The sequence below is a fragment of the Martinezella lusitana genome (assembly GCF_016901135.1).
GTDB classification, from domain to species: Bacteria; Pseudomonadota; Alphaproteobacteria; order Rhizobiales; family Rhizobiaceae; genus Rhizobium; species Rhizobium lusitanum_D.
On sequence record NZ_JAFEVL010000023.1, the window covers coordinates 40440 to 53782 of the forward strand.

At 57.4% G+C, this 13343-nt stretch carries 9 protein-coding genes and 6 pseudogenes; 7 read left to right on the forward strand and 8 right to left on the reverse strand.

The window, feature by feature from the left end; translation table 11 throughout:
* Positions 1 to 109 precede the first annotated feature (109 nt).
* The 3 genes and pseudogenes from JTP94_RS10070 to JTP94_RS10080 form a co-directional block, all read right to left on the reverse strand.
* A pseudogene (locus JTP94_RS10070) lies at positions 110 to 407 on the reverse strand (DUF982 domain-containing protein).
* 72 nt (positions 408 to 479) lie between these two features.
* Complete coding sequence (locus JTP94_RS10075) at positions 480 to 953, reverse strand: Hsp20 family protein (protein ID WP_204850362.1); 474 nt, start codon at positions 951 to 953, stop codon at positions 480 to 482.
* A 218-nt stretch (positions 954 to 1171) separates the two neighbouring features.
* Positions 1172 to 1444, reverse strand: a complete 273-nt coding sequence (locus JTP94_RS10080) for an usg protein (RefSeq protein ID WP_204850363.1) — start codon at positions 1442 to 1444, stop codon at positions 1172 to 1174.
* A gap of 274 nt (positions 1445 to 1718) precedes the next feature.
* Between JTP94_RS10080 and JTP94_RS10085 the strand changes: the two genes are divergently transcribed.
* The 3 genes from JTP94_RS10085 to JTP94_RS10095 all read left to right on the forward strand — a co-directional run bounded on the left by JTP94_RS10085 (position 1719) and on the right by JTP94_RS10095 (position 4479).
* Positions 1719 to 2033 carry a co-chaperone GroES gene (locus JTP94_RS10085; RefSeq protein WP_204850364.1) on the forward strand — a complete coding sequence of 105 codons (315 nt, stop codon included), beginning with the start codon at positions 1719 to 1721 and terminating at the stop codon, positions 2031 to 2033.
* Positions 2034 to 2083: 50 nt separating this feature from the next.
* The gene (groL, locus tag JTP94_RS10090; RefSeq protein WP_204850365.1) at positions 2084 to 3712 is read left to right on the forward strand and encodes a chaperonin GroEL; all 1629 of its coding nucleotides are present in this window, start codon (positions 2084 to 2086) and stop codon (positions 3710 to 3712) included.
* Between the two features lie 344 nt (positions 3713 to 4056).
* Positions 4057 to 4479 carry a hypothetical protein gene (locus JTP94_RS10095; RefSeq protein ID WP_204850366.1) on the forward strand — a complete coding sequence of 141 codons (423 nt, stop codon included), beginning with the start codon at positions 4057 to 4059 and terminating at the stop codon, positions 4477 to 4479.
* A gap of 95 nt (positions 4480 to 4574) precedes the next feature.
* Here the strand turns inward: JTP94_RS10095 and JTP94_RS10100 are convergent, their stop codons facing one another.
* The 3 genes and pseudogenes from JTP94_RS10100 to JTP94_RS10110 form a co-directional block, all read right to left on the reverse strand.
* On the reverse strand, positions 4575 to 5177 hold the full coding sequence (locus tag JTP94_RS10100; protein WP_204850367.1) for a general stress protein: 603 nt from the start codon (positions 5175 to 5177) through the stop codon (positions 4575 to 4577).
* Positions 5178 to 5203: 26 nt separating this feature from the next.
* On the reverse strand, positions 5204 to 5515 hold the full coding sequence (locus tag JTP94_RS10105) for a PepSY domain-containing protein (RefSeq protein WP_204850368.1): 312 nt from the start codon (positions 5513 to 5515) through the stop codon (positions 5204 to 5206).
* 409 nt (positions 5516 to 5924) lie between these two features.
* Positions 5925 to 6379: pseudogene (locus JTP94_RS10110) on the reverse strand (MgtC/SapB family protein).
* Between the two features lie 41 nt (positions 6380 to 6420).
* Between JTP94_RS10110 and JTP94_RS10115 the strand changes: the two are divergent.
* Positions 6421 to 7605, forward strand: a pseudogene (locus JTP94_RS10115) (IS3 family transposase).
* A gap of 45 nt (positions 7606 to 7650) precedes the next feature.
* Here JTP94_RS10115 and JTP94_RS10120 read toward each other — a convergent pair.
* A pseudogene (locus JTP94_RS10120) lies at positions 7651 to 7830 on the reverse strand (IS5/IS1182 family transposase); the annotation flags it as partial.
* 398 nt (positions 7831 to 8228) lie between these two features.
* Here JTP94_RS10120 and JTP94_RS10125 point away from each other — a divergent pair.
* Positions 8229 to 9881 (forward strand): bifunctional diguanylate cyclase/phosphodiesterase, encoded by a 1653-nt coding sequence (locus tag JTP94_RS10125; protein WP_204850369.1) that lies wholly within the window; start codon positions 8229 to 8231, stop codon positions 9879 to 9881.
* Here the strand turns inward: JTP94_RS10125 and JTP94_RS10130 are convergent.
* A pseudogene (locus JTP94_RS10130) lies at positions 9863 to 10102 on the reverse strand (transposase); the annotation flags it as partial. The gene JTP94_RS10125 and the pseudogene JTP94_RS10130 overlap by 19 nt on opposite strands.
* A gap of 925 nt (positions 10103 to 11027) precedes the next feature.
* On the opposite strand from JTP94_RS10130, the gene argS reads away from it, so the two are divergent.
* Together argS and JTP94_RS10140 are read left to right on the forward strand one after the other, a co-directional pair.
* Positions 11028 to 12731, forward strand: a complete 1704-nt coding sequence (gene argS / locus JTP94_RS10135) for an arginine--tRNA ligase (RefSeq protein WP_204850370.1) — start codon at positions 11028 to 11030, stop codon at positions 12729 to 12731.
* A gap of 159 nt (positions 12732 to 12890) precedes the next feature.
* Positions 12891 to 13181: pseudogene (locus JTP94_RS10140) on the forward strand (DDE-type integrase/transposase/recombinase); the annotation flags it as partial.
* Between the last annotated feature and the right edge of the window lie 162 nt (positions 13182 to 13343).

Genomic DNA, 13343 nt, shown 5'->3' on the forward strand with positions numbered 1-13343 from the left:
CCACGTCGACTGGCCGCCGAAGCTGCATGCCCTAAGCCAGAACCGCTGGCCCCATCGCCATCGCATTGTTGGCTGCCTGCTGCAACATGTTTTGCATCATCGGTCGACCTCATCGCACGTGCAGATCCCGGTCGCGCTGCAGGCGCGAGGCGGCGATGGCATTGGCATCCGGTGCGAGAAGATCATGTTTTTCGGCAAAGGCGGCAAACAGGCCGCGCGGTCTCGGGTTCGATTTCTCCACGAAGCGCGGCACCACAGGCCTTCAGAGCAATCGAAGGTGCTGTGTCCCTCAGCGAGGCCGGCCATTCGACGAGATGCCGGTACGCGTCCATCACGCCGCGAACCTCCGCCGGAAAACCAAGGCCGACAAGAATGGAAACAGGCTGCCTGAACATATCGGGTTTCATCGCTCTCTCCTTCCCAACCCGGAATGTTTGGGCGCCGTAGCCACGGCGCCCACGTTCTGCGCACAATGCGGGTCAAGCCGCCTTGTGCGCTTCGATCTGCGCGGTAGCAGCAGACGTCAAAGCGGAAGTGCTCTGAATCGAGATTTTCCGCGGCTTCAGCTCTTCCGGGATCTCACGAACCAGATCGATCGACAGGAGACCATTGTTGAGGTCTGCCCCGCTCACCCTGACATGGTCGGCAAGCTCGAACCGGTGTTCGAACGGCCGGCCGGCGATGCCGCGATGCAGATAGCCGTCAGCGGAGGCTTCCTGCTTCTTTCCGGTGACGGTCAGGAGATTGGACTGGAAGGTGATGTCGAGGTCGTCCTGCGCGAAGCCCGCTACCGCGATCGAGATCCGGTAGCTGTCGTCTCCGGTTTTGACGATGTCATAGGGTGGCCAATCGCTGATCGATCGGGCGCGCTGGGCATTTTCGAGAAGATTGAAGACCCGGTCGAAGCCGACGCTCGAGCGGTATAGCGGTGCATAGTCGTACGATGTTGCCATAGCCATATCCTCCTTGAAGCAACATGGGTACGGAAGCGCCGAAAGACGCGCTTCCAGCAAGGCCAGCCCTTTCTTCAGCGGCTGGCAGCAATCGAATTGGTTTTTCAAAGTTTCGGATTCAAGAGCGGCGACTGAAATTTTTGCTCACACAATCGCTGGCGATCGGACTCTTTGGCCTTCGCAACATCCGCGTCCGGATGAAGACCGTCATCCGAGCCTCAGTGCAGCTCGAACTCGCCTTCGAGGCGGCGCCATTCATTCGGTCCGACCAGGCGCTGGTGGCTATAACGGACCGAATGCAGCGGCCCATCGAGCGAGGCTTGCCAAAAATCGAGGAACTTGTGCATTTCGGGAAAATCGGGCGCCAAATCGTAGCCTTGCCAGAGATAGGTCTGCAGGATGCTCTCAAAATCGGGGATGCGGTAAAGGATATGCGCGGTGGTGAGTCCATAGCCTTTGAGCTGACGCTCCAGATCCGATGAAAATTGCATGCTTCATCTCCGTTTCATGACAGTCGAAAAGGCCGCAAAATTCTACGGCCATCTACGGATTTCTGAACGCAAGAACTCTGTTTGTTGTTCCTTTCCAGCACGTTAGCAGCCACTTCATACGAGTGCTAATTTTTTCGTCCTCTTGAAATCGAAAAATCGCCAAACCAGATCATTTTGCGCAAGATGCTCGAGCGAGGTTTTGCACCCGCCCGGATTGGTCGTCCGGTCCGGCTGGGGAACAACGTCAATATTGTTTGTCCCATTGAAGGAAGACATGTCGTTCCGACCGTTACATGATCGTATTCTTGTCCGCCGGGTTGAGTCCGAAGAGAAAACCAAAGGCGGCATCATCATTCCGGATACTGCCAAGGAAAAGCCGCAGGAAGGCGAAGTCATCGGCGTCGGTCCTGGCGCACGCAACGAGGCCGGCCAGCTCCAGGCGCTCGACGTCAAGGCTGGCGATCGCATCCTGTTCGGCAAATGGTCCGGCACCGAGATCAAGATCAATGGCGAAGACCTTCTGATTATGAAGGAAAGCGATGTGATGGGCGTTATCGAGGCCCAGGCAACGCAGAAGCAGGCCGCGTAAAGCGCTGCCAATCACCAGTCGAACTTGCTGCCTATTGAAGGAGTGAAAAAATGGCTGCGAAAGACGTAAAGTTCAACACCGATGCCCGTGACCGCATGCTGCGTGGGGTCGATGTTCTGGCAAATGCCGTCAAGGTGACGCTCGGCCCCAAGGGTCGCAATGTCGTCATCGACAAGTCCTTCGGCGCACCGCGCATCACCAAGGACGGCGTATCGGTTGCCAAGGAAATCGAACTCGAAGACAAATTCGAGAACATGGGCGCGCAGATGCTGCGCGAAGTCGCTTCGAAGACCAATGATCTTGCCGGCGATGGCACGACGACGGCGACGGTCCTCGCACAGGCAATCGTTAAGGAGGGCGCCAAGGCGGTGGCGTCGGGCATGAACCCGATGGACCTGAAGCGCGGCATTGACCTTGCCGTCGACGCCGTGGTCAAGGAACTGAAGACCAACGCCCGCAAAATCTCCAACAATTCGGAGATCGCCCAGGTCGGCACCATTTCGGCCAATGGCGACGAGGAAATCGGCCGCTATCTCGCCGAAGCGATGGAGAAGGTTGGCAACGAGGGCGTCATCACCGTCGAGGAAGCCAAGATGGCCGAAACCGAACTCGAAGTCGTTGAAGGCATGCAGTTCGATCGCGGCTACCTAAGCCCATACTTTGTGACCAATGCCGACAAAATGCGAGTCGAGTTCGAGGATCCTTATATCCTCATCCACGAGAAGAAGCTCTCCAACCTGCAGTCCATATTGCCGGTTCTTGAAGCCGTCGTCCAGTCCGGCAAGCCGCTGCTGGTCATTGCTGAAGACGTCGAAGGTGAAGCTCTTGCAACGCTCGTCGTCAACAAGTTGCGCGGTGGCCTGAAGATCGCTGCCGTCAAGGCTCCGGGCTTCGGCGATCGCCGCAAGGCTATGCTCGAAGACATCGCTATCCTGACGGGCGGCACCGTCATCTCCGAAGATCTCGGCATCAAGCTAGAGAATGTCACACTCAACATGCTCGGCCGTGCCAAGAAGGTCTCGATCGAGAAGGAAAACACGACGATCATCGACGGTGTCGGCTCCAAGGCCGAGATTGACGGCCGTGTTGCCCAGATCAAGGCCCAGATCGAAGAAACCTCTTCCGATTACGACCGCGAAAAGCTGCAGGAACGTCTTGCCAAGCTCGCTGGCGGCGTTGCCGTGATCCGCGTTGGCGGCTCGACGGAAGTTGAAGTCAAGGAAAAGAAGGACCGCATCGACGATGCACTGCATGCTACCCGTGCAGCGGTCGAGGAAGGTATTCTGCCCGGCGGTGGGGTTGCCCTGCTCCGAGCCGTCAAGGCTCTCGACAATCTCTCAACCGTCAACCAGGACCAGAAGGTCGGAGTCGAGATCGTTCGCCGGGCCATCGAGGCACCGGTGCGCCAGATTGCCGAGAACGCCGGCGCCGAAGGTTCTGTTATCGTTGGCAAGCTGCGGGAGAAGAGCGAATTCTCTTATGGCTGGAACGCCCAGACGGGTGAATACGGTGACCTCTATGCCCAGGGCGTCATTGACCCGGCCAAGGTCGTGCGTGCCGCGCTTCAGGATGCCGCCTCCGTTGCCGGCCTTCTCGTGACGACGGAAGCCATGATCGCCGAGAAACCCAAAAAAGAAGCTGCCCCAGCCTTACCTGCCGGCACTGGAATGGACTTCTAAGCGATAAAGGTGGCCCGTCCCATCCGCCGGGGCGGGCCACATTTGGAGGGATAGATGACGTTAAACCTGCCGTCGAAAGAGGATGCGCGTTTATGCGCTGATGTCGTAAAGGAAGTTGCCCGTGCCAGGGGCATCGTCCGAGACCCAGCGGCTATCGGAAGACTGACGACAGCTGTCGCCACACTATACAACAGAGGTATGCGCGATCGCGACCAGCTTCTGACGGCCGTCATGGAATCTTCCAATGCGCCGCCCGACTTCGCCTCGGAGCGAGCCTAGAAACACGAGGATTTTAAGTCTCACAAAAAAACCTGGGGCCATCGATCTATCTTTGGAGCCAAGCAATGAGAAAGGAAAGCACTCCCAATTCCATACCAGAGCAAGCCACGGCAGCAATCAGTGCTGCACATCTGCTTCATCCGGCTATGCACTTCGATCATCCAAAGGACGTCCTGGCGGCCGACCATATCGGCAATGACGAGAAGCGTGCGATTCTCGCGTCGTGGGCATCGGACATATCCGCAAACGAATCGGCACCCGCGCTTCGCCTTTATCCGGGGACGGACAAGGCGGTTTCATACGATGAGATCATTGAAGCGCTTAAGACGTTGGACAGAGATGATGTGAACGCTGAAGAGCAAAGCTCGTCCGATTCCATCAACGTTCACGGAAGCCGTCACAGGAGACCACAACCGCGCCGGTTTGGTGGCCTTGGCCTATGCAGCTACTGGAGAGGAGGCCGCCGTCGTGAGCCGTTCGAGATCTAGACAATATCCTGACATGCGGGGTGGCTCTTGCCGGCGCGAGGTCGCAAGAAGCCCCGCATTTGATAGCGGGGCTTCCTGTTCAATTCTGCGGTAGCCTACAGACGATTGGTCCGGTAGCGCTCGGCGGCAATCTGCTCAGGCGTGTACGGATCGGCCGTTTCGTCGAAACGGGTCCAACCCTGCTCGACGTAGCTGGCCCGGCGGGCCGCTACGTCGACGCGCCGCGAACCGTTGAGGATCGTTTCGGCCGAGGCGGCGCGGCTTTCATCGACGCGTGCGGTCACCACCGACCCGCCGCGACGGAGGCCTTCCGCGTAGAAATTGGCATCCTCTTCCGGAACGCCAGACTCGACCATAGCGCCGACAATGCCGCCGACGGCGCCGCCGGCAACCGCACCGGCGACAGCACCTGCAGCCGTCGCAGCAAGCCAGCCGGCTGCGACGACGGGGCCGACGCCGGGGATCGCAAGCATGCCGAGACCCGTCAGAAGGCCGCCTGCGCCGCCTGCCAAAGCGCCGATACCAGCACCTGTGCCGGCGCCTTCCGAAGCGCGGCTTCCCTGTCCTTCAACGTCGACGCCGTTTGCCTTGTTGGTGACAATGCTGATGTCGTCCGAAGGTATGCCGGCATCTTCAAGTGCGGTGACGGCTGCCTTGGCGTCGTCGTAGCTATCATAGAGTCCTGTGATCGTTCTCATTGCAATATCCTCCGTGTTTTTTTGGATTACTTGGCTATCGTCACGTTGCCCTGGAAGTCCAGGGAGACGCCAGCCTGTTTGCCGTCCTTGGTCGCGGTTGCGCGCCAAACGCCCTGGTCGTCGAGCTTCAGCCCGGCCACATCCTTGTAGCCGGCATCTTCAATGCGGGATTTCGCCTGAGCTTCCGTGAAGCTGTTCTTGCCCGCGACAGGTGCGCCGGGATTTTGTCCAGTTTTGATCGCCGGCGTGGTCTGCGAGGTGCTCGGGGTCTGGCTCTGCGCGAACGCGACAGATGCAGTAAGGAGCAGGCCGGCGGAGAGGATAGCGATTTTGTTCATTGGTGTTTCCTCCTGTTGTGTGTGGAATGGAAAACACGCACAAAAACTAGAAGTTCCAATGATTTATTTAAATCGATCGCAGGAACCCCTGCAACCGATCGTACTCTCGGAGATCGGCTTCATGGGTGCTGGGCATAAAGAGTTTTGCCGCTCGGGCTGATGCATAGCGCTAATGATGGGCCGGGCAGACGGTGGCCGCGCTTTCCTTCATAGATAACCCTCAGATCTGATCTAGGAGTTTTTCCTGCACCTATTCGGCCTTGCGACCTTTAAAACCTTAAGAGTGGAAGCTTCGGGATTGCAGCGCCGACATTCGGCGTCAAAGTCTATCCCCTCGCTTCAGCGGCCATCGGCCACGTCAAACCGCAATCACGCCTGCGGTGCACGCGATAGCCTCAACCGTGGTCGATCAAGGCCTTCTCTCAGCGTCGTCCTCGATAACCGGGGTCTCGTCCGGCCCTGGTTCCTTTTTCTCGACCTTGAAGTTCGTCATCACCCACAGCGTGACGAACGTGGCAATGGAAAGCACGATCGCGGTCTCGTAGGCTCCAAGACCAACCGCTGCGCCGATCGCACCCGTGGCCCAAAGGCTGGCAGCCGTCGCAGTCCCTCGAATGCCCGCCTTACCGACGAGGATCGCACCTCCACCGATGAAACCGACGCCGTTGATGATGCCCTCTACAATCCTTGCCGTCGCCTCCGCATTCTCTTTGGTCACGGTCTCGGCCGCCTGGATGAATCCGCACGCCGCGATCGCTACGAGCGGAAAAGTTCGAAGGCCGGCGCTTCGCTCGTTGCGCTCGCGATCCCAGGCATCGGCAGAGCCAACACGTAGGCGATGTGACCTTGCCCCGTTGAAATAATCCATTTTGAAGTAAGCTCTGGCCCATTGAGAGGACCAGGGAATGAAGCGCAATCGTTTCACAGACGAACAGATCATCGGCATTCTGAAGGAGCACGAGGCTGGCGCGCCGGTCTCGGAGCTTTGCCGCAAGCACGGCGTCAGCGATGCCAGCATCTATAAATGGAAGGCCAAATTCGGCGGCATGGACGTATCCGAAGCCAAGCGGCTGAAGACGCTGGAAGACGAGAACACGAAGCTGAAACGGCTCCTGGCAGATGCGATGCTCGACAATGCGGCTTTGAAAGACCTTTTGGGAAAGAAGTGGTGACGCCCGCAGCAAGGCGGAAAGCTGTCGCTCATCTGATGGATTACCACCAGATGAGTGAACGGCGGGCGTGTAAAGCCATCGGCTTTTGCCGGATGACGATCCGTTACGAAGCCCGGCGCAGCGATGACCATGACCTTCGCGAGCGGATGAAGGCGCTGGCGCATGAACGCCGCCGCTTTGGATATCGACGCCTTCATGTGCTGCTCAGGCGTGCACCTTGTGAACCACAAGCGGCTCTTCCGGCTCTATCGGGAAGAGAAGCTGACATTGCGCAAGCGCGGTGGCCGCAAGCGAGCGATCGGCACACGCGCACCGATGCTGATCCCGCTTGCCGCCAATGATCGTTGGTCGCTGGCCTTCGTGTCGGATCAACTCACCGATGGTCGCAGGTTCCGGGTGCTTACGGTCGTCGACGATTGCACCAGGGAGTGCCTGGCACTCGTCGCCGATACGTCCCTTTCCGGCCTGCGGGTTGCCCGTGAGATGGACCGGATCATCGAGGGACGAGGCAAGCCGAAGATGATCGTCAGCGACAATGGCAGCGAGTTCACCAGCAATGCGATCCTGCAATGGACGGATCGGACCAAGGTGGAATGGCACTACATCGCGCCTGGCAAACCGATCCAGAACGCCTTCATCGAAAGCTTCAATGGGCGGCTGCGAGACGAGCTCCTGAATGAAACTCTCTTCTCGTCACTGACCCATGCTCGATCAGCGCTTTCAAACTGGCGCAGCGATTACAACGATCATCGACCACACTCCGGACTCGGCTGGATGACACCTGCCGAGTTCGCTCAGACCATCAACCCGCGACGTGATGCGGTGCTGCGCAGCCGGAATGGCTCCGCACCGCAACCCGCCGCTACCGCCCCGAATACAGAAATCCAAAACCGCTGGAGCGAACTCAAAACTGGATAAAACTTCGGGGTAAGGTCAGTAACTATCCGCATCCCTCAGTCTACCCAGAGCAGCCTCTGTCTGCTGAGCGCGGAATGAACGGGCACGAAAACGCCGGCCGATGATCCCCTTGTAGCGACCCATCGCCGTTTCTACCAAAGCCCGCTTGCCGTAACCGGTGGTCGCCTGACATTTCAGCCCACCACCGGCCTGGATTGATGCGACATGACAATCCCGTTGGTTTGGCAGCGCAGCGTCCTGTCTTGCCACCGCCGTTGACAATAGCCAAATTATTTCTGGAGCAGACATTGGTCTGGTTGCCGCTCTCAACCGAATGCTCGCCTGCGCACGCCCGAGATCCGTTCGTTGCAAGGCAATGACGGTGACATCGAAGTGACCAACCCAATCAAAGACTAAATTGCGGCCACTTGCCGAGCCGTGCAGCAAAGCCCCCGAACCGTTCGGAACTTAAGACGCTCGACCTCGTTACACTCGATAGTCGCATGGCGTGTCATGACGCAATTCGAACTGTTTTCGGAGTTCTATTCAGAAGTTGCTAATGAAGAGCCTAAATCGCTTAGGTCGTGCCAGAGGAAGCACCCGCAGTAGACGGGGCAATCGTTTGACTACGGAAGGCGCTAAATATGAGGAAAAGTCGTGCGGGTTTGCCGACCTTTGATAAAATAAAGGCGGCTTCGGTCTCTGCAGAAAAGCTTTTCCTTTTTGATCGCGACTTCAAACCAGTTGAAAATCTGTTGAACATAAAGCTACCAGTCTCGGTCAAAACTGATAAATCTTTTTGGGACCATTTTCCCGAGCTGGATAGACCGAAGATCAAGCTCGCTATTCGCTCCATTAGTGAGAATGCGCCGCCTCTTCGGGTGACGCACAATGTGGACGGAAGAGAATTTTCCAACCTAACGATCTATCGGATTGCAGATCTTATCGCCGTCATCGAGTCCGTGCAAAATGGTCCTGATGATGAGCGCGCAATACTTTTGCATCAAGCCACCCACGATGCGCTCACTGGGCTGCCTAACCGCCGCCAGTTCGGCGATGATCTAACGGCCTCGTTGCAGGAAATTGAGGGCACTGAAGACATTCTGTCCTTGATGCAGCTCGACCTTGATGATTTCAAACCCGTGAACGATACCCTCGGCCACCTCGCTGGCGACAAGCTGCTGCAGTTCGCTGCAATTCGCATCAAAGGGTGCCTCGACAACGACGACAGGGCCTATCGCCTAGCGGGCGACGAATGCACGATCATTTTGATGGGATACGGACACCCCGCCAAAGGGCACCGGCTTGCGGAAGCCTTGGTCAAGGCTTTCAAAAGGCCTTTCACGATTGATGGCATCGCGGTTTTCGTGGGTACCAGCATAGGGATATCCGTAGCTCCCCACGATGGTGCCAGTCCTGAACAGCTCATGAAGGCCTGCGATGTCGCGCTTTATGCTGCAAAGAAAGAAGAGCGCGGTCGCACAAGCGCGGTCGACCCTGCCATGCTTGAGATCCTCGAACAACGCGAACTATTGCGCCGCAGCCTTCGAATGGCGTTGGAGCAGCAGCAGTTTTTCATCGAATACCAACCCATTGCTGAAAGCGGTCGAATTGTCGGGTTCGAGGCCCTGCTGAGATGGCAGCATCCTCTGCTGGGAAGAATTCCTCCCATCGCGTTTATTCCAATGGCCGAGGCCGACGGCATAATGCTGGAAATAGGTGGATGGGTCTTGGAGCGCGCATGTCGCGAGGCGATGAATTGGCCGAAGGACTATATTGTTGCGGTAAATGTATCGGCCGCTGAATTCTTGACAAGCGGCCTAACGGACCGTGTTTCTCACACCCTCGACCTAGTAGGGTTACCGCCCGATCGGCTGGAACTTGAGATCACAGAAAGCGTGCTGCTGGAACGGACCGTCAATAATCTCGACACTCTGAACACTCTCAACGTGCTGGGCATTCGGATCTCGCTGGACGACTTCGGTACACAGTACTCTTCGCTGAGCTACGTCAAGACATTCCCTTTCGACACGATCAAAATCGACAGGTATTTCATCACCGATCTGGCGGACAATTTGAAAAGCCAGGCAATTGTCCGTTGTATCATCAACCTCGCTCACGATCTGGAGATGCGGGTGATAGCCGAAGGCGTTGAAACATCGCCGCAGGCGGAATGGCTGCAGAATGCGGGATGCGATCGCCTCCAAGGCTACCTGATAAGCAGGCCCCTAGGAGCCGAAGCGATCAACGAATTCATTTCTCAGGCCGGAACGTTACCGCTAAGCGTGCCGCGATAGCTGGGAAGATAGAAGATCTCGATCTGATCTTTGCGTGTCTCCAGCCATGCCTTGACCAATTTCGACTGATGCGCCCGGAGATTGTCGAGGATGAGGAAGATTTTGCGATCCGCATCTTTAATAAGCGCTTCGAGGAACTCGATCAGCCGATCTGCGCCGAAGTTCTCTTCAATAATCATCCAGCGCGTCTTACCCTAATTGGTGACGGTCGAGATCATTGTGAATCCGCAGCGGACACTGACCCCCGGGCGGATTTGGCGTTAAGCGCCTGATAATACTGATCGATTGGTAGTGCCGGTGGGGTCATCATCGGCGCCGGTTGCGCCCCCACTGACTTTCCGAATTGTTGCGAAAAATCAGCGCTTTGCGCTTCTCTAGCGAGGGGTCAGTGTTCGCTGCTGATTCACAACTTCGACTATTCCTCGGATCCACCTGCTTGCCAGCGGCAAGGGAAGCCTACGCTTCGCGAATCGCGACTTGGGAGGAGTGGCGTGAAATTTCGGATAGGGCAGACGGCTGATCCGCAGTCGATCCCGTCTCGAAGTGCTCGGCGCGGAACTCACCCCGACAACCTAGATGCTGTCGTTTGGAAACCTGCAGGCTACAGACACGCGTCAATGGTAACACCTACGGCGCATAGCGGCTCTGGTGGCGCACGTGCCGGATATCCCGACAACGTCTAAATATGCGTGTATAGGAACTCCTATCTGCGAAGACCTATCGTGCGGCCGCATTTGTCGACCGGGGATAGCCCCGACGGGCATGCCCGCTGAGGCCGCTTCAACCGATGAATTAGCCGCGTTTGCCTGTTTCGCAACCCGGTAAGGATGCGGAATGGCCAAACCAGCTTGACGAACGCAATGCGATTATACAACCACGCCGTGGGACACAACCACGACGGAATTTTGGCGCGGAATATCTAGGCGTTCAAGCAGTTCGGAGCACTAGGAATATATACCGTTTCGTTCGTTCAACTTCCACGTTCCGTTAAGTTGACGATGCCATTGCCAGTGGTCATCGGACGGTCTATTGAGAGATCAAACTTAGAGGCACGATATAACATGGTACCGACGATTGCAGAACGACGACGCTGAAGCTCTTAACGCTTCCGCGCTCCCTCATTCACGCAATTCCAGGAAATGAACCATGTCCGTAAAATCGGCCCCGCTCGCCGCACTTGCTTTCGCATATAAAATGAACGGCCTCGAAGGCGCTCCCTCCATTGTCCGCTCGACCCGGCCCGAGTTCGGCGATCTCCAATGCAACGACATGATGCGGCTGGCGAAATCCACCGGCAGGAACCCGCGCGTGCTTGCTGCTGCAGTCGCAGAGGCAATCCCGAATACTTTTTTCGAGGATGTGTCCGTCGCCGGCCCTGGTTTCGTCAATTTCCGGCTGACCGATGCCGCCATTGCCATGGAGGCAAGCGCCATGCTTGCCGATCCGTCCCTCGCCGCCGAGAAGGTTGAGCCGATGCGGACTGTCATTGATTTTGGCGGGCCCAACGTCGCCAAGGCGCTACATGTCGGCCATCTGCGATCCTTCGTGATCGGGGAGAGCGTGCGGCGCATTCTCTTGGAGATCGGCCACGATGTCCTATCCGACATCCATCTCGGCGACTGGGGCCTGCAAATGGGCAAGCTTCTTCTGGGCGCAGCTCTGGCCTCCGGATGGAAGAACGGCGACCCCACCTCCTTTATCAATCCACAGGTATTCGATGCCATGACCGTCGAGGAGCTTGGCGCTCTCTACAAGTCGGGCAACGCTGCGTGCGAGGACGAGGCTTCGCTCGCGCTCGCACGTAAGCTGACCACGAAACTGCAGGATGGAGATCCGTTGCTGGCAGAAGCCTGGTCACGCATGCGGGCTATTTCCCTTGAATCGATCTCCGTCACGGCGGAGATGCTCGGCGCCCATTTTGATCTATTCAAAGGTGAGAGCGATGCGCATGCGGAAGTCGCTCCTATGCTCAACGATCTCATTACGCGCGGGCTGGCGCGGGAGAGCGACGGCGCTCTTGTCATCGACGTCTCCGGTGACGGACTTCCGGACAACGTGCCACCACTGCTTCTTCAGAAGAAAGACGGAGCGTCCCTTTATGGGACTACTGATCTTGCAACGCTCCGGCAACGGGTGCGTGACATCGGTGCGCAGCAGATTGTTTACTGCACTGACGACCGCCAAGCACTGCATATCGCCAGCGTGTTTTCGGCGGCGCGGACGGCGGGTTATGCTGATAACGTCGAACTGTGGCACGTGACCTTCGGTACCGTCCGCGGCAATGACGGCAGGCCCTTTAAAACCCGTGACGGATCCGCAGCCTCGCTCGCAGACATGATCGATCTCGCACTCGCCAAGTCGTCTGAAAAGGTCGCCGACCGTCAGGCCGCCATGGTTGTGGGCCTCGGCGCGTTGAAGTTCGCCGACCTCTCTACGCCGAGGAAAACAGGTTATGTCTTCGATATCGATAGGATGACCTCCTTTGAGGGAAGGACTGGACCCTACCTTCAATACGCCTACGCCCGAATCTGCTCGATACTGGACAAAGCTGCTGAGGCCGGCATCGTTCCAGGCGAGGCAGTCTCGGTCAGTCATCCATCGGAACGCGCCGTGCTGATGGAATGCCTCTGGCATCCGCATGCCCTTTCGGAGGCGGCGCGACAGCTCGAATCATTCGAGATCGCCGATCAGGCCTATCGGGTGGCGGACGCCTTCAGTCGTTTCTACGCGGATTGCCCAGTTCTCAAGGGGGCCGATCCCTCAGCACGGCTTGCCACCTGCAGACTGGTTGCCAGGATCATCGGAAAGTGTCTTGAGCTTCTTGGAATGGCGACGACACAGCGTATGTAAAACCCATTGATTTGGCAGCATTTGGCGCCTCGCAGCCACCTGGGGATGTTTACCGAGCTTCGACGACCCGATGCGACCACAACCATCCGCGCTGGTCGACTAGTCCGCTCATCCTCTGTTTCCTACCGTATATCTATGCCCTTTTAATGTTCAGGGGCCAAGCTTGGCTCTTATGGCGCAGCACGGCGGCAGTTGATGCCAACCGTCGAGCATCGATCACACAAGGGGTTGAACAACCGCACCGAAAACTCGCATCTTCCTCTGCGGAAGCGCGAGCGGGTTATGCAGCGATTTCGCTCGCCGGGCGCGCCGCAACGCTTCGTCAGCGTCTTCTCCGCGATCCGAAATCTCTTCGTCCCCGCACCCTCCAAACGCTCAGCCATCGCCATTCATCTGCATCGCCTTGCAGCGATGGCACATTGGAAGGCCGTCACCGGGACAGCGGCCTGATCCAGCCGGCATCCAAAGAAGAGTATCTGACCGAATTAACCTGATGTGGTGGATGGCGCCCTCCGACGGCATCGAGTGTGCCAGAATAGGTTGTTGCAGAACCTTTTAGAGGAGCCACCCACCATGGGAGAGATTACGACAATCGGACTTGATATCGCAAAG

Coding starts and splice junctions, on each gene's coding strand:
- JTP94_RS10075 (WP_204850362.1), bottom strand. CDS start 953: ATGGCAACATCGTACGACTATGCACCGCTATACCGCTCGAGCGTCGGC.
- JTP94_RS10080 (WP_204850363.1), bottom strand. CDS start 1,444: ATGCAATTTTCATCGGATCTGGAGCGTCAGCTCAAAGGCTATGGACTC.
- JTP94_RS10085 (WP_204850364.1), top strand. CDS start 1,719: ATGTCGTTCCGACCGTTACATGATCGTATTCTTGTCCGCCGGGTTGAG.
- groL (WP_204850365.1), top strand. CDS start 2,084: ATGGCTGCGAAAGACGTAAAGTTCAACACCGATGCCCGTGACCGCATG.
- JTP94_RS10095 (WP_204850366.1), top strand. CDS start 4,057: ATGAGAAAGGAAAGCACTCCCAATTCCATACCAGAGCAAGCCACGGCA.
- JTP94_RS10100 (WP_204850367.1), bottom strand. CDS start 5,177: ATGAGAACGATCACAGGACTCTATGATAGCTACGACGACGCCAAGGCA.
- JTP94_RS10105 (WP_204850368.1), bottom strand. CDS start 5,515: ATGAACAAAATCGCTATCCTCTCCGCCGGCCTGCTCCTTACTGCATCT.
- JTP94_RS10125 (WP_204850369.1), top strand. CDS start 8,229: ATGAGGAAAAGTCGTGCGGGTTTGCCGACCTTTGATAAAATAAAGGCG.
- argS (WP_204850370.1), top strand. CDS start 11,028: ATGTCCGTAAAATCGGCCCCGCTCGCCGCACTTGCTTTCGCATATAAA.